We start from the raw sequence: 20,353 nt of genomic DNA on the forward strand, positions 1-20,353 counted from the left end.
TTCTCCGGGCGGCCTTTTTCATCTCCAATACGCGACAGACTTATTCCGTCACGTCCCACAGCCATGCCGCACCACGCACGCCAGAGCTGTCACCATGCTTATTCTTCACGATTGGCGTCGTGCAGACCGGCGTAATGACATGCTTGGCCAGAAGCGGCGGCACGCGCTCATACAGCGTATGAAGGTTGGAAACACCACCACCTAGAACAATCACATCCGGATCAAGGAAGTTGATGACCATGGCGCAGGCCCGGGCAAAACGCTCAGTATAACGGCCGAGGGCTGCAATCGCAGCCTGATCGCCATTGGCCGCAGCCTCTTCGATACCGGCCGTATTGCGATGCCCAGGCCCCTTCCAGTCCGCAGCGAGTGCCGGGCCCGAAAGATAGCGCTCCATGCAGCCCTTGTTCCCACAGAAGCACTCCCGCGGCGGCGCGTCTTCTTCCGTCGGCCAGGGCAGAGGCAGATGCCCCCATTCACCAGCAATATGATGACGCCCTTCAAGAACGCGGCCATTATTGACGATGCCCGCGCCCATACCCGTCCCGATAATGACACCGAAAACGGTCAGCATGCCCTTAGCCGCACCATCGGCAGCTTCCGAGAGGGCAAAGCAGTTGGCGTCGTTTTCCGTCCGGACCGGACGGGCCAGCGCGGCTTCCAGATCGTGCCCGAAAGGCTGGTTGTTCAGCCAGGTTGCATTGGCATTCTTGATCAGCCCGCTCTCTGGCGAGATTGATCCCGGAATCCCGATGCCCAGCGTGGACGTATGCTGCCCCGCCGAAACGCGGTGGCTCGGCACCGCACCAAGACGATGATCCACATCCGCCACCAGATCCCGGATCGCCAGAACGGCCTCGTTATAAATACCGGGATTGGCAATTCGTTCCCGAAGGACGAGATCGCCCGAACGATTTAGAACCGCGATTTCGATCTTCGTGCCACCAAGATCAATTCCAAGGCGATAATCAGCCATCTCAAGCCCTGTGCTCTGTGCGGCGACCTGAACAACAGGTGGCCGGACCTCATGGGAAAACGCATCCAGTGCGTCCGTCTGCTTTAACGCGAAACCGTGTCACGACAAGCCGTCCGAAGACAAAACTTCGTTGTTTCAGGCAATTTCCAGTTTCAGAATATCGCGATCAGACCCGCGCCAGTTCCTGAAGCGCGTGCAGGATCTCCTGTGGCGCGGGTGGACAGCCTGGAATCGCACGCCGCACCGGCGTCAGAGCCTGCAAGCCCCCCAGCGTCGCGTAACTGGCTGGAAACGGCCCTCCGTCGACCGCACAGGCCCCGACCGCAATCAGGCTCCGGCCCGGCGGCATCGCCCGCCAGACCCGATCCACCATCTCAGCACAGACCCGCGTCACCGCGCCGGTCAGCAACAACCAGTCAGCATCCGCGGGATCGCTCACACAAACAAAACCTGCCTGCTCCAGAGCGAAAGCACTGCTTTTCAGAGACTCGATCTCCATGAAGCAGCCCTCGCATCCCCCCGTCTCCAGCACATAAAGCCCGATGGGGCGCTCACGACGCGGAAGCACTTCGTCAGAGGACGGGCACCAGCGCCGCGCATCCATGAACGCATAAAGCAGGCTCAGAGGCCCCGTTCGTCGCAACCCATTCACAACGCAATCCCCGCCGGAGACAGCCCGATCGACCCCAGAGCCGCAGGTACCCGCTCCACGGGACAGCCTTGCAACATTACCCCCAGAACCGGCAGAACCGAGACACCCGGATCACGGACATGCAGGTTCTCGATCCGGCCGTTTTTCAACCGCACCCAGTACCACACGTCTCCGCGCGCGCCCTCGGCCACGCCAATACCCTCATCCGTGCTGTCCGGCGCGGGTTCGTCATCGTCCAGACCGATGCTTCCCAGAATCCGTTCCATCAGCTTCAGCGAGTCCCTGATTTCCGCAAGCCGCAGCCCATCACGCGCCCGGGCATCGCCACTGCTCGATCCCGTCGCCCGCAGCGCCTCCAGCCGCATTCCGGCTTCCCGCCGTCGCATATCCATGCTGCGACCGCTCGCACGCCCTGTCACGCCCCCAACGGCAAAACGCTCCGCCAGCCGCGCATCCAGAACTGCAAACCCGTTCAGACGGGACGCAAAAACCCGATGAAGCTCCTCCAGCGCTGCAAGACGTGGCTGCATCGCCGCGTGAACAGCCTGCGCCAGCGGGACGATTTCCAACCCCTCGCGAAAGCCGCCACAACTCACCGTATCCATCAAACGCCGCGACACGCCCTGCTCCGAACAGGCCTGCGCAATGGCCTCGCGCGCATGATCACAATGTGTCGCCAGCAATTCCGCATCCACGCCCCGCGCCGTCCGGGCCATGTCGAACAGATGAAGCGACATCCGCTCGATCTCCAGCAGGATCATCCACACATCCCGAACTCCCGGCCCCGGAACCTGCCCGCGCGCCTGCGCCACAGCACGCGCGAAAGCCAGAGGATGCGCCACGAAACCACCCGCCGTCATCCGCGCCACGAGGAACATGGCCTCCTCCGGCGTCTTCCCCAAAAGACGCGACACCACACCCCGATGTGCCCCGCCCGCACAGACATCCACAGCCCGGATCTTCCCTTTCAGAACCTCGAAAGACAGATCCAGAGGGCCACTCAACCCCGTCTGCTCCGGGCGCAGAAAGCGGCTCCCTCCGAGCGGACGCAGCCCCCCCGAAGCCGGTCCGGGACGGGACGACAATGGCCATGTGGACGTCCAGCCACCTTCATCCAGCGCAGGCGTACCGTTCCCACGCGCCTCCATAGCCTCGACGCCATACAGGTCATACGACACGCGCTCGCCCCATTCCGCCCCGGCAAACCGCGACGACGGCGCCAAATACCGACGGTCTTCCACAACCGTACTCGCCAGAATCGGGCGATCCCCCTCCAGCAGCAGAACATAGGCGCGCGCATCATCCGCCCAGCACGAGATCAGCGGCAACGTCGCGCCCGGAACACAGAGCATATCGCTCCACTGTGCGGGATCGAGATGATAATGCGACAGCGCCACACGCTCGCCACCACGGATGATGCGCCCCATGCTCTTCATGGCCGCCACCCCGTCACCGGATGCCATGCAAGAAACAGCGGGCCACACAAACCGCCCAGCAGAAGAACAGTCTGTGTCACAGCGACGATACCCCGCTCCCCCCGTCCGAAGGCTGGCAGCAATGTCATAGGCCGTACGGACCACAAAGCAGGCAGCAGACACAACACCAGCAGAACGAGTTGCCCGGCATCAAGCGACCGCCCGATCCCGACCAGAGCGCAGAACACCGGCCAAGGTGCGGCTCCTGCCCCGATGGTCTCCGCTCCCTCACCTTCATGCAGATCCAGAACGGCCAGTCCCAGCGCCGCCAGAAGCAGCAGAACGATCGCCGGACCTTCGCCGGTCGCGGCCGCAATAGCGCCCAGCGCCGACAGCATCGGCAAGGCAATCGTCCGCCCCGTCGAGCGCGTCACCACCAGCATGAGGAGTGTTCCAAAACCCGCAATCAGCATCAGCAGATGGACCAGCGGATAGGCACTCAGGCGGAACATCAGCATCAGCGCCGCAAACCGCAGCCCCGTATCCAGAAGCGCCGCCTCCGGCGCAGGCGCGGGTGACGGCCCCAGACCCGCCACCATGCATAGTCCGACCGTCAGCAGCACCGCCCCCAGCGATGACTGCTGCATCGGCAGCAGCGACGCGCCCAGAAGCCCCAGGACCACACCCCCGAGCCGACTGCGCGCAATGTCCCACACAATTGCGGCCTGCCGGGGACCACGCCCTTCGCGCCACGCCAGAAGAACTGCTCCTGCGCCACACAGGATGGTCACTGCGAACGCCGAATGGACGTTCAGCGCCAGCAGCGCACACCCCGTCACCAGAAACGGCAAAATCCGCCCCGTTCGGTCCCGGGCCTGCGGGAGAAGCAGTGGAATGGCCGTCACGATGCAGGAACACGCAGCGGCCAGCGCATCCGTGCCCGGCATCAGCCACACGGCCAGCGACGTGATGGCAAGCCCGGCCACGGCAAAAGTCCGACTGCTCGCAGACTGCCGGTTTTCAGGCGTCAGGAACAGCAGGAACGCTGCCAGAAGCGGCCAGACAGTGACGGCAAACAGCGTACCGACAGGTGCGAGCGGATGCATCAGACGTCCTCCACCCGTCGCCATGCCAGACGGGGCAGCAGCGTGACGCCAAGGGCCGCCAGAACGCCCCACAGGCTCAGAGCAGCGGCAAAAAGCGGCCATGAATTCAGAACGCACGCCACAACAACCAGCCCATCAGCCGCACGGATCAACCCGGTAAACTGAACCAGCGGCGTTCCCCAAGCAGCACCACATAACCCGGCCAGAACCGCTCCCGCGCCCAGAACCGGTGCAAGCCCCAGACCAGCGCCTGACAGACCGAGCGCCAGCAACAAAACAAGCGTGCCCACAACCGGCAAAACAGCCGCCTTGTCCGGCGCTTCCGGTGCAAACCGCCGCAGCCAGATCCATGCCAGAACGTTCAGCCCGATCAGCGCCACGGACGTCAGCAGCGCCATCAACCCCGAACAAACCGTCGCCCCGGCAAAAGCGCAGACCGCCCCATAAAGCGGCAACCCCCGACCGTCTTTTCCCAACCCTGCAAGGGCCAGCAGCAAAAGCAGTCCGAACCCTACAATCATGTGCCAAACCTCCCCGCCAGAGCCAGAAGGAGCGCCACCCCCGCAAACAGCGCCGTCAAACGTGCACTCCGCTCCTGCGCCATCAGTCTCAGTCCGACCGCCACGGCCACAGCCAGCGTCAACCGTGCGGCAAGTGCCACCAGTCCGAGCCACCAGCCCTGAACGCCTCCCTGCGCAAGCCCCACACTCACCGGCCATGCCAGATCAGCCAATAACAGCAGCCAGCCACAGTTCAGCACATCCGCAATACTGCGCGCCGCCTCACGCTCCTGCCGGTCCCGCACCCCGGACAACATACCCGTCACATCCTCGGAACGAAGCGGCGGACATGCAATTCCCAAAGCCAGCGCACAGGCGGCTAGCGCTCCCTCCAGACCCGGCTCAGGCTCGATATGCAACATCGCACACAAGCCCCCAAGGCCATCTGTCCCCGGAGCGGACAGCGCGATCAGTGCTTCCGTCAGGCATAGCAGCAGAACCGCCGGAACCAGACGCGATGCCTCTCCCGACAAAACGCCCGGCCCCAGAAATCCACGCCCCATCAACAGCATGAGCCCCATGACGAGCGGATCCGCCAGCGAAGACAGCACCGATCCCGTTGTCACCACAGGCAGGCACACCAGCGCCAGCAGCCCCATGGTCAACGCAAGCGCCGGACGCCCTGAAAGCGGTGTCTGGAACAAGTTTTTCCAGAAACGACCCGCACCCAAAAGACGAAACCGCACCGCACCACCCGCGCGGCCAGCCAGCCAGAACGGCAGACCGTCCAGACACCACCCCAGCACAGGCGCCAGAACGAGCAGCAGCCCCAGTTGGAACAGCGCTTCCAGCACAGACAACGCAATCAGCCCCGCGTCATGCGCCATTACGTCATCACTCCCAGCACCGCGAGAACGAGGCCGAGAAGAACAAGCCAGAGCCCCACGGCCCCCTGACGCAGATCGGGCAAAACGGGCGCTTTCATCCCTTTCAGCGCCCTGAAACGAACTCGCCCTGACACGACAAAACGACGCAGGCTCCAGCCCAGAGACGGCGCCTCTTCAAACAGGACATCGCCTGATGCCAGCAATGTCATCAATGCCGGAGCCAGCGTGGAAGCCGCCTGAACGATCCCCCCCATAATGCGCCAGGGACGCACGAGAACAATCCAGATCAAGGCTCCAACCATCACGAAGGCCATCAACCGGAAATGGGAGCCATCGCCTGCACCAATACTCCAGACGGGCCAGACCCATTCCCCTCCCACACCATGCAGCGCAGGGCTTGTCAGCCCGAACACCAGCGCGGGCAAAAGCAGACTCCCAGCACCCACCAGCAATACGGAAACACCGGATATAGCAGCCTGTCCTCCAGACATCTGCCGCCCAACAACAAGCAGATCGGACAGCGCCAGAACGCCCAGAAGCAACGCCACAATCACGCCGAGGACGCTCCAGCCCTCGACACCCGCCGCCATGCCCAACGCCGCATGAATCCCAAGCCACAGAACGACCAGTCCGGGCAAAGGCGGAAACGGCAGACGCAATACGGCCAGCGCTGGAAACCGAAGCCCCAGTGATACCGTCAAAACCAGAGTTGCGAGATCAAGAAACGCAGCTTCCAGTGCAATCCGGGCACAGACCGCAAGCCCTTCGTCCTGCGCGGCCACCACCAGAACCATCAACAGAACGGGGCGCAAAAGCCCCAGATTTCCCGGCCGACGCGCTCCCAGAACGGACCATCCGATCAGCCCGAGCACACCCACACCCAGACCAGCAACCAGTTCGGCCGATACAGCTTCCGGAGCATGCCACACCAGCGACACGCCCAGAATGCTCATAACGGCGGAGCAGCCCCCGTCTCTGCGACGCACGAGCGCAGACCAGAACAGAACAGGCAGCAGCCCCAGCAAAACAGGTGTCTGGGCGGGAAACAGAACGCTCAGCAGCAGAACCGGAACGCTCCACACCGCCGGACAGGCATCCCGCTCCTGCGCCGCAATCACGCCCAGCGACACAGCCAGAACGGCAGGCGAAAGCGCCAATACCGCAGCCAAAGCCGCCAGACACACGACTACAGCCTGCCCGAACCGCCCCGGCTGGATCACCCGCACACAGGCAGGCACCACCAGAACCGCAAGGCAGAGGGAAACCGGATCAGTATGGAACAGGGACGTGAAAATATGCAGGGCGCGGTCCGCAGGTTAGGGAGAACGGACCGCAACCATCACGACCGTCAGATCATGGCGAGAGATAGCTTGCGTTTCGGAGAAGGGAAAGCACTGTCAAGCGTTTTGAGATCCGCATCCGTCAGGCTGATCTCCAGACTGGCAAGATTTCCCGCCACATGCTTCTCAGACGCGGCCTTCGGAATGGCCAGAACATTTGGTCGACGCAACACCCAGGCCAGAGCAATCTGGGCCGGATCGGCAGGCCCAAGCGACGTCTCATGCCGTGACGCCAGCTCTTTCAGAGCCGGATGCTCCAGAAGCTCCCCGCCCTGCCCGAGCGGCGAATAGGCCATCGTCACCGTTCCGGATTTCAGATCATGATCCAGAAGATCGAACTCTGTTCCCCGGTGCTCCAGATTATATAGAATCTGATTGACCAGACAGTTTTCGGACAGGCTTTCGATCTCTTCCATGTCCTCGACATCGAAGTTCGACACACCCCAGCCCCGGATCAGACCTTCGTCCTTCAGATCCTCAAAAGCCTGAACCGTTTCCTCAAGTGGCGTCCCCCCGTGCCAGTGCAGCAGATACAGATCCAACCACTCTGTCTCCAGATGCTCCAGAGACCGCTGACAGGCCTTATAAACCCCGTCATAAGACGCATTTGACGGCACGATCTTGCTCACGAGATAAACATCCTCGCGCACATCCGAAATTGCTTCCCCCACCAGATCTTCCGAGCGCCCGTCTCCATACATCTCAGCCGTATCAATAACCCGCAGACCGGCCTCCAGCCCCTTGCGCAGGCTCTTGATCTCACTGCTGCGCCGCGAAGCACTGTCGCCGATATTCCAGGTTCCCATCCCCAGTGCCGGAACCGTGACACCATTCCTGAGCGTGACTGTTTTCATGACCACCTCCTGTCCCTGCCCTCAAGACCCATGCTCCCAAACAACGACAGGATCGGCAGTCTGTTCCCTCACAATCCCCTCGACCTTCAGAAGGTCGCGCAGCTTTCGCACGATCGGGAAAACTTCGACGTTGTGATCTCCCCCCAAATCCCGCCAGGCCGCCTGCTCCAGTTCCATGATCTCCCGGTCTTCCTCAAAAATCCGGTTCGTGAAAATGCCCAGCGCGGGCCAGATCACATCAATCAGGAATGGCGTTTTCGGACGCAGCACCGAAAGCAGACCGAATGTCTGCGTACTCGCGCCATCAGCACTATTCGGGACGTAAACACTGAACAGTTCCATGATCAGATCACCATCCTTGTCGTGGATTTTCAGGCTCTGATACGGATAGGTCGTGCGAATGCTGACGATTTCCTCAACCGGCTGCTCCCGGCCCGGATCATCATGGTGTTTGCCGAAAATCAGCCGCTCTGCCAGTGGCTGCTGGTTGCCGCTGCGTGCGAAACTGTAACGCGCCTCAATAAAGCCCTCGCCCGCATCCTGCCCCAGAAAACGCGCCTTGATCTGCCCCATCTGGCGGCGGTGCAGGAACTGATGGTTCATGTCCATCAGGTTCTCATGCATGAACGTGTAATGGCATTTCACGACAGGGCTGAAATGCCGCGTCTTGAACGCCGGATTGTCCACCTGCGCCAGCGACGGCAGGGGAATGCTGTCCGCCTTCGCCGCATCACCGGGAAAAACGAAAATCATCCCGCCCGCCTCACGGCAGGGATAAGTCCTCACACCATTCGGCAGCTTGCCTTTGCCGAGATACGGCACATCAATGCACCGCCCCGATCGGCCATACGCCCAGCCGTGATAGCAGCACTGAACAGCCTCGCCGCTCACCTTGCCCAGACTGAGCGGAACCTGACGGTGCGCGCAGCGATCTTCCAGCGCAAACACGCTGCCTTCCGCAGGCCGGACCAGCGCAATGGGATGACGTCCGAACCGACACCCGATCGTCTTCCCGCGTTTAAGATCCTTCGACCACGCCAGCGGATACCAGAAGTCTGGATTGATATCGACGCGACGAAGATCGGTTTTCAGAGGATCAGGGGAAGAATTCGTGGGGTCCGGCACAGTCAGGTGTCCTCTCCAATGACATGAAAGACGACCCCGTTATTGGTCCCCTTCCATCAATGGTTTCAGACATACTTTGAAACCTTACCCAGCCTTTTTCCAGCCCCGCTCTTCCTGTTTCCAATACACGAGATTGTGACCTGAAGCTTTCATCGCCACCCAGCGATCTCTTGCCCGCTGCACGGATTGCGGGTTGCCGCCGTCGAACAGATCGAAAATCCGGGTGAATGGCGCGAAATCATCCTCCCCCGCACCATCGACCCGAAACAGGAAACGCGCCCCATTCGGCACGTCTTCGCCTTCCGTCAGCCAGATCGGCTGCCGGGCCGCATGACCACTCTTTGCGCTCCCATGCGGAAGCCACACCGGGTCCCGACACGCCCAAAGCGCCGTATCCAGCGCCATGACCGCCGCCGCATCAGGACAGCGCACAAGCGCGCGCTCCCCCGCATCCAGCGTCCGGCCCAGAAGAGCCGGAAGCGCTTCCTCAAGCGGCGTGCGCGTCAGATGATAGAACCCGACATCCACAGCGTGATCCTGCCCCTCAGGCGCTGGCTTCATGCGCCTTCACAAACCGGTCCAACAGACGCACGCCAAAGCCCGTTGCCCCCTTCGGCGCAATGGCAGACGCCTTGGTCTTCCAGGCCGTCCCGGCGATATCGAGATGCGCCCAGTCCGTATCGCCCACAAAGCGCTTGAGGAACTCAGCAGCCAAGATCGCACTGCCCGGACGTCCGCCGATATTCTTCATATCGGCAATATCGGAATCGATTTCACGGTTATAGGCCTCGCCCATCGGCATCCGCCACAGGCCCTCACCCACCTGCGTTCCGGCTTCCGAAAGCCCCTTGGCCAGCACATCGCTGTTGCTGAACAGACCGGCATTTTCATAGCCGAGGCTGACTACAATCGCGCCCGTCAGCGTGGCGAGATTGACCATGAGCTTCGGGCTGAACCGCTTGCGCGTGTAGGACAGCACATCCGCCAGAACGAGACGCCCTTCCGCATCGGTATTGAGGACCTCAATCGTCTGTCCGTCATAGGCCCGCACGATATCGCCCGGACGCTGCGCCCCGCCGGACACCATGTTCTCAACCAGCCCGACCACACCGACCGCATTGACCGGCGCCTTGCGACGGGCCAGCGCACTCATGAGACCAATCACGGTCGCGGCCCCGCCCATATCGGTCTTCATCTCGTCCATGCCAGCCGCAGGTTTGATGGAAATGCCACCACTATCGAACGTGACCCCCTTGCCAATGAACGCCAGAGGCGCCTCGCTGCCGCCGCCATCATGACGGACAATCACCGTCCGCGGCTTGTGTACGCTGCCCTGCGCCACACCCAGAAGCGCACCGAACCCGAGCTCCGTCATGGCTTTTTCGTCAAGAACCTCAACCGTCAGGCCAAGGTCACGCAATTCTTCAATCCGCTGCGTAAAGCTCTGGGGATAAAGCACATTCGGCGGCTCGCTCACGAGGTTCCGCGTCAGGATCACACCTTGGGACACCGCATCCAGAGCCGTCCAGCGTGCCTGAGCCGCCGCCACGTCCGAGACTGCAACAGTCAGCGACTTCAGAACCGGACGCGCACCGGGCTTCTTGCTGCGATACAGCTCGAAATCATAAGACGCCAGACGCGCGCCCAGAGCCGATTCTGGAGCAAACTGCTCCAGTGCCCCAGACACGACCAGAACCGCATTTTCAACACCATCCAGCAGCCGCACCGCCCGGCCCGCAGCATTCTCAACCGCCACAGCATCCACAGCCGCGCCGCCCTTCGGCGTCACCCCGGCGAGAACGATCTGCGACAGCCCTTCAGCCGGAGCAGGCAGCACCACGCTCTGCCCGGCCTCTCCCTTGAACCCCTTCAGGGCAACAGCGCGTGACACCGCACCCGCCGTCGCCTTGTCCAGCGCCAAGAACGTCTCACCACCCGCAGCCTCGCACAGCAGCACAACCGCCTTGGGCGCATCCGCCGAAAAAGCAGGAAGGGAATCGAAAATCACTGAAAGCATGATGGCCCTGTCGTCTGGAACATGAAATCGTCAGCTCCGTTATCGGAAACACCGCCCCGGCATACAAGCCCTCCCTCGAGAAAGACCTGCCATGCGGATATCGCGCTCAGCGCCGCAACAAAAATTCCGTTCGCAACATGGAACGGCCCTCAGGAGCCTGTGCCGACCTGTCCGCAGTGACACCACTCGCATCAACACATGACGCAAAAGCCATCTTGGAGTAGTCTGGTAGAATGACTTCCGCTTCCCCCTTTACCGTCCCCGCGAACGATGACCGCGCCCTGCTGGATCTGGCGTTCCGGCTCGCTTCCGAAGCTTCGGACATTATCAACGCCATCCGCGAACGCGGCTTTCGCACGGATATCAAGGACGACGCCTCCCCCGTCACGGAAGCGGACCATGCCTCCGAACATCACATCCTCTCCGGTCTGCGTGCGGCCTGCCCATCCATTCCCGCAATCGGCGAGGAAGAAATTTCTGCCGGGATCCGTATCACCGCAGGAGACGCCTACTGGCTGGTCGATCCGCTGGACGGCACGCGGGGCTTTGCGTCGGGTGGCAGGGATTTTACGGTCAATATCGGCCTCGTCCGCCATGACCGTCCGGTTCTGGGCGTTGTGGCGCTTCCCGGTTACGGACTGATCTATAGCGGTGGTCAGGGCTTGGGGGCGCATCGCTGGGACGGCACCCACAACACCCCGATCCAGACCGCAATACCGTCTGTCGAAGGCCTGCGCGTGCTGGCCTCCAGCCATCATGGCGACCCGGAACTGCTGGACCGCTGGCTCGCAGGACGGAAAGTCGCGTCCATCGACAAACTGTCCTCTTCAGTCAAATTCATGCGCGTCGCAGAGGGATCGGCGGATTTCTACCCGCGCTTTGGCCCCACCATGGAATGGGACACCGCCGCCCCGCAGGCCATTCTCGAAGCGGCAGGCGGCGCCCTTCTGGACGCGGACGGCCAGCCCCTGCGCTATGGCAAGCCGGGCCGACTGAATTCGTCCTTTTACTGCACGGGAGGTGCATCTTGAGCGACACGCCGTATACCGAACGCCTGACAGCCACACCCGAGGGCATCCGCCGCGCGGCGGAGCTTCTGAAAGCCGGAAAGCTGGTCGCCTTCGGTACCGAGACCGTCTACGGCCTTGGGGCCATCGCCTCGTCCGACACCGCTGTCGCCCGGATTTTCGCCGCCAAGGGGCGCCCGCGCTTTAATCCCCTCATCAGCCATCTTCCCGATGCCGAAAGCGCCTTCGCACAGGCATCCCTTAGCGGCAGGATGAAAGAAATCGCCCATACGCTGGCCGAGCGCTTCTGGCCCGGCCCGCTAACGATGGTGCTCCCCCGCTCTCCTGACTCGACCGTCTCAGATCTCGCCGCCGCCGGGCTCTCCACGCTCGCCCTGCGTGTCCCTCGCGGACGGACGGCACTGGCACTCCTGCGCGAAGTCGGTGCGCCGGTTGCCGCACCGTCCGCCAATGTTTCGGGCACCGTCAGCCCCTCCGACGCGTTCCACGTCCTGCGCTCGCTGGACGGCCGGATCGACGCAGTTCTGGATTCCGGCCCCTGCTCCATCGGCGTGGAAAGCACGGTTCTGGACCTGACCCGGAACGTGCCGGTTCTTCTGCGTCCGGGCGGGGTCACGCTCGAAGAGCTGAACGATCTCTGCGGCCCAATCCGCCATCCGGACGATTTCGCCGAAATCGCACCCGCCTCCCCCGGCAGACTGGCCTCACATTACGCCCCCAGCCTGCCCGTCAGGCTGGACGTGACCTCCATTGCACCTGACGAAGCCCAACTTGCTTTCGGCCGACCATTCCCCGGTGCGGGCCTGACATGGAATCTGAGCGAAAGCGGCAATCTTGAAGAAGCAGCGGCCCGCCTCTTCGCCGGACTACGCTTTCTGGATGCGGAAGGCAGCCGACGCGGCCTGAAAACCATTGCGGCCCAGACAATCCCTCGTCACGGACTGGGCCTCGCGATCCGTGACCGCCTGCGCCGCGCGGCCGAACCCCGCACAGAGACGCACGCAGATACCATGGCACCGTCCTGAACATGGCTCGTGCGCCTGACCCCAAAGACATCGACCCACGGGAAATCAAGATTCTTTCCGACATTCTGGCGCTGGTTCTGGACGAGCAACCGGGCCACGCCGCCACGGCTCTGGAACGGATCCGCCAGATGGCCCGGCGGGACGTCGTCACGGGTGGCGCACTGAAAAACCTGTTCATCACACGGATTGGAACAGTCTCCCCACAAAACGTCATCGCCCGCGAAAAGGGACTACGTGATCGCGTCCGCGATCTGGAACGCCGTCTCAGTCAAAGCGAAAGCGATACCCGCACAGCCCAGTCACGACTGGGGCGATGCCAGATGGACATGGGACTGCTTCAAGTGGAAGTGGCGACCTTCCGTTTGCAGAAACCCTGGCGATATGCTGCCCTGGCATTTGCAACAGGCGCGGGCCTTCTGGTCGGCATTGCCGGAACCCAGTTCTATCACAGCCTGACAACGACAAGGGCAGTCATCGACCGGGCGACCTATCTGCGATAAAAACTGTTTCGTTTTTTCGCCTTCCTCCCGCCACGCGCTAGGGATAGATGAAGGGTTATGGCCTCATCCTCCGGTACTTCCGGGCGGCAGATCCTGCCTCTGCTCGACCGCTACATCCTCCGTCAGCTCCTCATCGCCCTGCTGGCGCTGACCGGAGGTGCAACAGCCCTGATCTGGCTGACCCAGTCGCTGCATTTCGTCTCGATGGTGGTTCAGCACGGCCTGTCCCTGCGCGTGTTCATCCAGCTTACCTCGCTGATGCTCCCGACGTTCATTGCCGTCATTCTTCCCATCACGACATTCCTCGTCGTGCTGTTCACCTATCAGCGCATGGTCGGAGACCGGGAACTTACCGTCATGCGCGCCGCCGGGCGTTCTCCGCTGGAACTGGCCAGACCGGGGCTGCTCTGCGCGTTTTTCTCCGTGGCGCTATGTTATGTTCTGACCCTGTGGCTCGCGCCCGTGTCCTATCATGCGTTTCACCGCTACGAATTCCAGATCCGCAACCGCATGGCAGCCTTCCTACTTCAGGACGGCGTCTTCACCAGCCTTTCGGGTGACATGACAGTCTATGTCCGCGGACGGACCAGTGACGGCCAGCTTCATGGCGTTCTGGTCGAAGACGACCGCAACCCCGATTCCCACACCACGATCCTCGCCGAGCGCGGCACCATGGTCGTGGTGAACGACCAGCCCCGCGTCGTTCTCTACGACGGTTCGCGCGAGGAAATCGACCATCATACCGGGCGACTGAATGTCCTGATCTTCGGACGCAACACCATTGACCTGACATCAGGACGCCGGAACAGCCACGAAGACCGCGACCCGGACGAGATGTCTCTCCACGAACTGTTCCATCCCGACCCCCATGAAGTGTCCGAACGCGATCGCGGCAAGAATATCGTCGTAGGCTGGCGACGGCTCACCTCTCCGCTGACCGCCCTGTCTTTTGCCATGATCGGGCTGGTGACAGTGCTGCGCGGTGCCTTCTCCCGCCATGGCAATATCACTCGCCCCCTGACCGCGATCCTCACCGTCGTCGGACTGCTGGCCCTCTCGCTCATGCTCCAGAATCTCGCCGGGCGGCATCTGGCGCTGGTGCCGCTCATCTGGCTTGAAGCCCTCCTGCCCGCAGTCGTTTGCGCCGTCCTGCTGTTCCTCGAACAATGGACCGGAAGCGTGAAACAGCCCGTTCCCATGACGCCCTCACCAGAGGCCTCCCGATGAGAAGTATCGCCTCCCCGAGACTGGGCCTGTGGCTGACCTCGCTCTTTCAGGTTTTCAGCACCCGCGACGACCATGCCGGTTTCTCCACAACACTGGCCATCTATATCGCCCGTCAGTTCATGCTCAGCACCCTGTCCATGGTGCTGGCGCTGACCGGACTGGTTTCGCTGTTCGATTTCATCGACCTGCTGCGCCGAGCGGCCACACGGCCCAATGTCCCGGCCAGCCTCGTCGTCAAAATCGCGGCGCTGCATGTGCCGTACTACATCATCTATGTCCTGCCCTTCGGAATCCTGCTGGGGGGGATTGTCTGCTTTTCGCGCCTGACGCGCTCGTCTGAACTCATCGTCGCCCGCGCCGCCGGTATTTCCGCCTGGCAGTTCCTCGCCAGCCCTCTGGCCTGCGCGCTTCTGACGGGGCTACTGACCACAACCGGTATTTCCGCCCTGTCGTCGAGCATGTTCCGCAGCGCCGAAATGCTGGATCAGACCTATCTCCGCACTGGCGGAGGCCCCTTGACGCTCAACGGAGGCGCCCTGTGGCTCAGACAATCCGATGACGGACTGGTCCCCCACGGCGTTGCGATCCTGCACGCGCAGGATGTTCATCTCGTCAACGGCGCACTGAACGTTTCCGGCGTTTCGATCTTCCGCCTCGATGACCGGGACCGTCTGATCCTGCGTGTCGAATCCCCCAATGGCAGTCTAGGCGATCATCAGTGGCTCCTGCACGACACCTCTGTGCTGCACCCCGATCACCTACCCCAGAAAATCGGCGACATGACCCTGCCATCCGACCTGACAGTCGGTCGTGTGCAGGAAAGTTTTGCCTCCCCCGACACGCTGTCAGTCTTCGCACTTCCGGGGTTCATCAGCCTTCTGGAACGCTCGGGATTCCCCTCGATCCGACACAGACTTCATTTCCAGTCGCTGCTGGCCCTTCCCATTCTGGCCGGGACCATGGCATTGGTATCCGCAGGCTTCTCGATGCGTCCGACACGGCGCGGCGGCGTGGCCCGGATGCTGGGATCGGGAATTGCCGCAGGCTTTGCGCTGTTCACCATCTCGAAAGTGGCCGAACAGTTTGGTGAATCCGGTGCCTTGCCACCGGTTCTTGCGGCATGGGCGCCGACGGGTGCGGGGCTCTGCCTCGCCGTGGCGCTTTTGCTGCACATGGAGGATGGTTGATGACGGTGCCCCTGTGGCTCCCAGCACGCGCCCGCAGACGCGCTTCGTTCGTCGGTGCCACACTGATGGCTGGAACCGCGCTCGTAGCGCCGCAGAAAATGTCTGCCAACACGATGCAGCGCGACAACTCCCATGTCATCGTCATCGGAAAGCCCACATCCCAGACCGATCCCCTGACCTATCTCGCCGATAGCGAAAGCTATGCGAAGAACGGCCTGATCACATGGGACGGCAACGTGCGCGTCTGGCAAGGCGACCACGCCATGCGCGCGGACCGCGTGACCTATGACCGCAGCACCGGCATCCTGTCGGCAAAGGGCCATGTCGCGGTCGTAGAACCCGACGGCAGCACGACCTACGCCGATTATGTCGAGTTCAGTCATGGCATGCACGACGGCATTGGCAGCGGCATCTATATCCGCATGGAAGACAACGCCAAGCTGGCCGGCAACGGCATGCGCCGCACGAACGGGATGCTGAACGACCTGACGCATGCCGTCTATACGGCGTGCAAAATCTGCGAGAAGAACCCCGACCTGCCGCCGTTCTGGCAGTTTCAGGCTTTCGACGCGACACAGGACGTACAGCACAAGCGGCTCGAATTCGATCACGCATGGCTCAAGATGCTCGGCCTGCCGGTCTTCTACTTCCCGTTCTTCTCCATGACCGACCCGTCCGTGAAGCGCCAGAGCGGATTCCTGATGCCGGGCATCAGCCCGCATGACCGCTATCTCGGCACGTATTTCACACTGCCGTATTTCTGGGCGATCGACGAACATCAGGATCTGACGGTCCGTGGCCTCGTCTCCACCAAGACCGGCCCGGAACTGACTGCGCAGTACCGCAACCGCCTCAACTTCGGCGCGATCGACGTGACCGGCGGCGTTGCCTACGATACCCACGACGAAAGCCGCTACACAAACACGTTCGGCGATAATGTCGGTTCGTCCAACGAATACGGCATTCAGGGTTATGTGTTCGGCCGGGGCAATTTCGCTCTCAATCGCAACTGGCAGCTCGGCGCCAACATCAACGTCGCCAGTTCCGCCAACTACATGCGCGACTACCGCGTTCCCGGCTACGGTCAGGAAATGCTGAACTCCAACCTGTTCCTCGAAGGTTACGGCGTCGGCTCGTATCTGCGCTTCGACGGGCAGGCCTATCAGGGCCTGAACCAGGGCGTCATCCGAAACTCCGATCTGCCCTGGGCGCTACCGCGACTGACCTATGCGTTTCAGGGACAGCCGGACATGTTTGGCGGCCGTCTCAGTGTGAAGACGACCGACTTCAACCTGTATCGAAAGAACGGCATCAACGATCAACGTGGTCAGGTGGCCATCCAATGGGATCGTCCGTTCCACAACAAACTCGGCCAGCAGTTCCTGCTGACGGCGCGGATCGATTCGATGGTCTATCACGCCACGCAGGCCTACCAGCAGCCGACCTATTACATGAACGCAGGCGGCAACCATCTCGTGGGACAGGTCCAGCCGACCATCGCCCTGCGGATGAACTGGCCGTTCCTGCGCAGCTTCGCCAAAGGCCATGGCTCGCAGATCCTGGAACCCATCGCCCAGATCATCGCCGCGCCCAACACCGGCAATTCGCAGAACCGCCACCTGCCTAATGAAGACAGCCTGTCCTACGAGTTCACGGACACGACGCTGTTTTCCCTTAACCGCTATCTCGGAACCGACCGCCTTGATGGTGGCCTGCGCGCCAATGTGGGCATCCATCAGAACTGGTCATGGAACGGCCATGCAATCGACATGCTCGTCGGCGAAAGCTTCCAGCAGCATATCGACCATAACCGCCTGCCCTATTCCGGCCTCGACCATCACCTGTCGGACCCGGTGGCCCGCCTGCGTGTCAGCCCGAACCAGTATGTCGATGTGACAGCCCGCGGTCGATATAATCCCTGGACCCACCAGTTCGATTACGGCGAAGGCCTGATCAGCACAGGCGTTCCGATGTTCCGCCTGACAGGCGGCTACGTCTATGCTCCCGTCACGCCATATTATTATTACGCAACAGATTTCCGCCAAAACGGCCCCAACGCTCCCTATTTGGTCAAAACCAGCGAAGTGACAGGCGGTTTCTCCACCCACTGGCGCAATTACCATGCGTCAGGTTTCTTCCGTCGCAGCCTGTCCCGGAAACAGTTCGTCGCCAACGGGGGCACAATCGGCTATTCCAATGACTGTTTCGGGCTGGATATCATGTATATCAAACAATACACCCGTATCGGCGGCGAACAGCGTAACGAGACCATCCTCTTCAACTTCACGTTCAAGACGATCGGCACCTTCGGAATCAACGGTTGAGCATGTCCAAGACCCATTGCACCGCATCCACGGCCCTGGCTGTCCTTCTGGCTTTCTCGGCCACTCTCCCGGCCATGGCCGCCCCGCACCACAAGGCGGCCACGAAACCTGCTGCCACCAAAGAGGCCGCAGCACCGGTCAAGCCCCCTGAAGACCAGATTCTGGCCGTCATCAACGGACAGGTTCTCACGCAGCGTGACGTGGACAACCGCGCAAAGCTGTTCGTGCTTTCGACTGGTCTGCCCATCAGCCCGGAAATTATGGGGCGCATGCGCGGCCAGATCATCCATCAGCTGATCGACGAACGCCTGAAAACGCAGGAAATTCTCAAGCGCCACATCAACGTGGAGCCGGATCAGATCGCAGGCGCCATCGCCAATATCGAGCAGCGCAACGGGATGCCCAAGAACGCCCTGCGCAACCGCCTGGCTTCGGACGGCGTCTCGCTCACGACACTGATCGACCAGATCCGCGTCCAGATCGGCTGGATGCAGGTTCTGCGTGAAAAGCTTGGCGAAGAAGGCCGGATCACCGCCACCCAAATCAGCCAGCGCGAACAGGCGCTTCAGGCGGAACAGGGACGCCCGCAGTATTTCATGAGCGAAATCTTTGTTCCCGTCGCCGACCCGCGCCATGACGAAGCCGAACTCGCCTTCACCAAAACCATCATCTCCCAGCTCCGCGAGGGCGCACCGTTCCCGATCGTGGCCGCGCAGTTCTCTCAGGCCCAGTCTGCTCTCGACGGTGGTTCCATGGGCTGGGTGCAGGAAGACAACCTCGATCCGCAGGTCGTCAACATCGTCCGCCAGATGCCGATCGGCGCCATCTCTAACCCGATTCAGGTCGCAGGCGGCTTCGTGATCGCCACCGTTCAGGCCAAGCGCGTGGTCGGCAAACAGATGGGCACCCAGCTTGATCTGAGACAGGCATTTTTCCCGTTCGACGCCCCCCTGAACCCGCAGAACCCGACCGAACAGCAGCGCGCAGCCTTGCAGAAAGCCACAGCCGCCGTTCAGACCGTCCATAGCTGTGACGCCATGGAAGCGCTCAACAAGTCTCTGGGTGAAAAGCGCCCCGGCAATCCCGGATCGCAGATTCTGGAACGTCTGATGCCGCAGATGAAGTCAGTCCTCGAATCGCTGCCGCCGAACAAGGTCAGCCGTCCGCTGGTCTCGATGGACGGTATCGCCCTGCTCATGGTCTGCAACCGGCAACAAAAAAATCTGGCACAGCAGAGCCCGAGCGAAATCGCCGACCAGCTCATGAACGAGCATGTCGAACAGGCTTCACGCCAGCTTCAGCGTGATCTTCAGCGCCGCGCCATCATCGACATGCGTCCTGCTGCCAAGGCCACCAACTGACGTGTCCCTTCCCTCACTGCGCGACACCATCCAGATCCATGGTCTGGATGCCAAGAAATCCCTCGGCCAGCACTTCCTTCTTGATCCGGGCATCTGCGCCCGGATCGCAGCCCTTGGCGGCGACCTCACAGGCCGCAGCGTCGTCGAAATCGGTCCCGGTCCCGGCGGCCTGACCCGCGCTTTGCTGGACACGCCCGCCACCCGCGTCGATGTCGTGGAAATCGACGAACGCGCCTGGCCCCTTCTGGACGAATTAGCGACCTACTATCCGGACCGCCTGCACGTCGTCCGTGAGGACGCCCTGAAACTGGATGCCGCCACCCTCGCTCCGGCACCACGCCAGATTATCGCCAATCTACCCTATAACGTCGCCACCCCTCTCCTTGTGGGATGGCTGCGACAGGCGTCGCAGTGGGAACGGCTGTCCCTGATGTTCCAGCTCGAAGTCGCCGAGCGGATCTGCGCAGAGCCGGGGAGTTCAGCTTACGGGCGCCTCGCAGTTCTGGCCCAGTGGTGCGCCTCCTGCTCGGTCGCCCTGCGCATTCCGCCCGGAGCGTTCTCACCGCCCCCCAAGGTCCATTCCGCAGTGGCCGTCATTATCCCACATGCCGAGCAGCCCTCCCCACAGTTGTTCCGCGCCATGGAGCAGGTTACGGCGGCCGCCTTCGGACAACGCCGCAAAATGCTGCGCTCCTCGCTGAAATCCATTGGAGGCGAACGCCTGCTGGAAAAAGCTGAAATCGAGCCGACCCGCCGCGCCGAAACCCTCTCGGTCGCTGAATTCGCACGGCTGGCGGAACTCAATCTCGCCAGCCGCTAGAACCCCTTA

Annotated in this window: 19 protein-coding genes; 8 read left to right on the forward strand and 11 right to left on the reverse strand. The window is 61.9% G+C overall.

Annotated features, from left to right (window positions below):
• Nucleotides 1-40 precede the first annotated feature (40 nt).
• The 11 genes from GKO01_RS09360 to GKO01_RS09410 form a co-directional block, all read right to left on the reverse strand.
• Nucleotides 41-976 (reverse strand): ROK family protein, encoded by a 936-nt coding sequence (locus tag GKO01_RS09360; RefSeq protein WP_099286853.1) that lies wholly within the window; start codon nt 974-976, stop codon nt 41-43.
• Between the two features lie 166 nt (nt 977-1,142).
• Nucleotides 1,143-1,628: an NADH-quinone oxidoreductase subunit B family protein gene (locus GKO01_RS09365; RefSeq protein WP_174694276.1), complete on the reverse strand. Its 486-nt coding sequence runs from the start codon at nt 1,626-1,628 to the stop codon at nt 1,143-1,145.
• Nucleotides 1,625-3,091, reverse strand: coding sequence for an NADH-quinone oxidoreductase subunit D-related protein (locus GKO01_RS09370; RefSeq protein ID WP_244901402.1), 1,467 nt, complete (start codon nt 3,089-3,091; stop codon nt 1,625-1,627). Before GKO01_RS09370 ends, GKO01_RS09365 begins: the two co-directional genes overlap by 4 nt.
• Nucleotides 3,061-4,149, reverse strand: a complete 1,089-nt coding sequence (locus GKO01_RS09375; protein ID WP_099286854.1) for a hypothetical protein — start codon at nt 4,147-4,149, stop codon at nt 3,061-3,063. Before GKO01_RS09375 ends, GKO01_RS09370 begins: the two co-directional genes overlap by 31 nt.
• On the reverse strand, nt 4,149-4,670 hold the full coding sequence (locus tag GKO01_RS09380) for a hypothetical protein (protein WP_099286855.1): 522 nt from the start codon (nt 4,668-4,670) through the stop codon (nt 4,149-4,151). Before GKO01_RS09380 ends, GKO01_RS09375 begins: the two co-directional genes overlap by 1 nt.
• Nucleotides 4,667-5,536, reverse strand: coding sequence for a hypothetical protein (locus GKO01_RS09385; RefSeq protein ID WP_099286856.1), 870 nt, complete (start codon nt 5,534-5,536; stop codon nt 4,667-4,669). The genes GKO01_RS09380 and GKO01_RS09385 overlap by 4 nt, the downstream gene beginning before the upstream one ends.
• Complete coding sequence (locus tag GKO01_RS09390) at nt 5,536-6,777, reverse strand: hypothetical protein (RefSeq protein ID WP_244901403.1); 1,242 nt, start codon at nt 6,775-6,777, stop codon at nt 5,536-5,538. Before GKO01_RS09390 ends, GKO01_RS09385 begins: the two co-directional genes overlap by 1 nt.
• 107 nt (nt 6,778-6,884) lie before the next feature.
• Nucleotides 6,885-7,730 (reverse strand): aldo/keto reductase, encoded by an 846-nt coding sequence (locus GKO01_RS09395; protein ID WP_099286858.1) that lies wholly within the window; start codon nt 7,728-7,730, stop codon nt 6,885-6,887.
• Nucleotides 7,731-7,751: 21 nt separating this feature from the next.
• Nucleotides 7,752-8,855, reverse strand: a complete 1,104-nt coding sequence (locus tag GKO01_RS09400; RefSeq protein WP_244901404.1) for an aromatic ring-hydroxylating oxygenase subunit alpha — start codon at nt 8,853-8,855, stop codon at nt 7,752-7,754.
• Nucleotides 8,856-8,939: 84 nt separating this feature from the next.
• Complete coding sequence (locus GKO01_RS09405; protein WP_244901405.1) at nt 8,940-9,416, reverse strand: DNA polymerase III subunit chi; 477 nt, start codon at nt 9,414-9,416, stop codon at nt 8,940-8,942.
• On the reverse strand, nt 9,400-10,872 hold the full coding sequence (locus GKO01_RS09410) for a leucyl aminopeptidase (RefSeq protein ID WP_099286860.1): 1,473 nt from the start codon (nt 10,870-10,872) through the stop codon (nt 9,400-9,402). Before GKO01_RS09410 ends, GKO01_RS09405 begins: the two co-directional genes overlap by 17 nt.
• Before the next feature lie 233 nt (nt 10,873-11,105).
• Between GKO01_RS09410 and GKO01_RS09415 the strand changes: the two genes are divergently transcribed.
• Genes GKO01_RS09415 through rsmA form a run of 8 tightly spaced genes read left to right on the forward strand, consistent with a single transcriptional unit; the run spans nt 11,106 to nt 20,344 of the window.
• Nucleotides 11,106-11,903, forward strand: coding sequence for a 3'(2'),5'-bisphosphate nucleotidase CysQ family protein (locus GKO01_RS09415; protein ID WP_099286861.1), 798 nt, complete (start codon nt 11,106-11,108; stop codon nt 11,901-11,903).
• Complete coding sequence (locus tag GKO01_RS09420; RefSeq protein WP_099286862.1) at nt 11,900-12,925, forward strand: L-threonylcarbamoyladenylate synthase; 1,026 nt, start codon at nt 11,900-11,902, stop codon at nt 12,923-12,925. Before GKO01_RS09415 ends, GKO01_RS09420 begins: the two co-directional genes overlap by 4 nt.
• Before the next feature lie 2 nt (nt 12,926-12,927).
• Nucleotides 12,928-13,425: a hypothetical protein gene (locus GKO01_RS09425; RefSeq protein WP_099286863.1), complete on the forward strand. Its 498-nt coding sequence runs from the start codon at nt 12,928-12,930 to the stop codon at nt 13,423-13,425.
• 57 nt (nt 13,426-13,482) lie between these two features.
• Nucleotides 13,483-14,652: an LPS export ABC transporter permease LptF gene (gene lptF / locus GKO01_RS09430; protein WP_099286864.1), complete on the forward strand. Its 1,170-nt coding sequence runs from the start codon at nt 13,483-13,485 to the stop codon at nt 14,650-14,652.
• Nucleotides 14,649-15,839 (forward strand): LPS export ABC transporter permease LptG, encoded by a 1,191-nt coding sequence (gene lptG, locus GKO01_RS09435; protein ID WP_099286865.1) that lies wholly within the window; start codon nt 14,649-14,651, stop codon nt 15,837-15,839. The genes lptF and lptG overlap by 4 nt, the downstream gene beginning before the upstream one ends.
• On the forward strand, nt 15,839-18,163 hold the full coding sequence (locus GKO01_RS09440) for an LPS-assembly protein LptD (RefSeq protein WP_099286866.1): 2,325 nt from the start codon (nt 15,839-15,841) through the stop codon (nt 18,161-18,163). Before lptG ends, GKO01_RS09440 begins: the two co-directional genes overlap by 1 nt.
• A 2-nt stretch (nt 18,164-18,165) precedes the next feature.
• Nucleotides 18,166-19,524: a peptidylprolyl isomerase gene (locus GKO01_RS09445; protein WP_099286867.1), complete on the forward strand. Its 1,359-nt coding sequence runs from the start codon at nt 18,166-18,168 to the stop codon at nt 19,522-19,524.
• A 1-nt stretch (nt 19,525) separates the two neighbouring features.
• Nucleotides 19,526-20,344, forward strand: coding sequence for a 16S rRNA (adenine(1518)-N(6)/adenine(1519)-N(6))-dimethyltransferase RsmA (gene rsmA, locus GKO01_RS09450; protein WP_099286868.1), 819 nt, complete (start codon nt 19,526-19,528; stop codon nt 20,342-20,344).
• Nucleotides 20,345-20,353: the final 9 nt, after the last annotated feature.

The sequence above is a fragment of the Gluconobacter kondonii genome (assembly GCF_002723995.1).
Taxonomy (GTDB): domain Bacteria; phylum Pseudomonadota; class Alphaproteobacteria; order Acetobacterales; family Acetobacteraceae; genus Gluconobacter; species Gluconobacter kondonii.

Bases quoted from the DNA above. Each gene is read 5' to 3' on its own strand.
- GKO01_RS09360 (WP_099286853.1), bottom strand. From the start codon at position 976: ATGGCTGATTATCGCCTTGGAATTGATCTTGGTGGCACGAAGATCGAA.
- GKO01_RS09370 (WP_244901402.1), bottom strand. From the start codon at position 3,091: ATGGCATCCGGTGACGGGGTGGCGGCCATGAAGAGCATGGGGCGCATC.
- GKO01_RS09375 (WP_099286854.1), bottom strand. From the start codon at position 4,149: ATGCATCCGCTCGCACCTGTCGGTACGCTGTTTGCCGTCACTGTCTGG.
- GKO01_RS09380 (WP_099286855.1), bottom strand. From the start codon at position 4,670: ATGATTGTAGGGTTCGGACTGCTTTTGCTGCTGGCCCTTGCAGGGTTG.
- GKO01_RS09385 (WP_099286856.1), bottom strand. From the start codon at position 5,536: ATGGCGCATGACGCGGGGCTGATTGCGTTGTCTGTGCTGGAAGCGCTG.
- GKO01_RS09395 (WP_099286858.1), bottom strand. From the start codon at position 7,730: ATGAAAACAGTCACGCTCAGGAATGGTGTCACGGTTCCGGCACTGGGG.
- GKO01_RS09405 (WP_244901405.1), bottom strand. From the start codon at position 9,416: ATGAAGCCAGCGCCTGAGGGGCAGGATCACGCTGTGGATGTCGGGTTC.
- GKO01_RS09410 (WP_099286860.1), bottom strand. From the start codon at position 10,872: ATGCTTTCAGTGATTTTCGATTCCCTTCCTGCTTTTTCGGCGGATGCG.
- GKO01_RS09415 (WP_099286861.1), top strand. From the start codon at position 11,106: ATGACTTCCGCTTCCCCCTTTACCGTCCCCGCGAACGATGACCGCGCC.
- GKO01_RS09425 (WP_099286863.1), top strand. From the start codon at position 12,928: ATGGCTCGTGCGCCTGACCCCAAAGACATCGACCCACGGGAAATCAAG.
- lptF (WP_099286864.1), top strand. From the start codon at position 13,483: ATGGCCTCATCCTCCGGTACTTCCGGGCGGCAGATCCTGCCTCTGCTC.
- lptG (WP_099286865.1), top strand. From the start codon at position 14,649: ATGAGAAGTATCGCCTCCCCGAGACTGGGCCTGTGGCTGACCTCGCTC.
- GKO01_RS09440 (WP_099286866.1), top strand. From the start codon at position 15,839: ATGACGGTGCCCCTGTGGCTCCCAGCACGCGCCCGCAGACGCGCTTCG.
- GKO01_RS09445 (WP_099286867.1), top strand. From the start codon at position 18,166: ATGTCCAAGACCCATTGCACCGCATCCACGGCCCTGGCTGTCCTTCTG.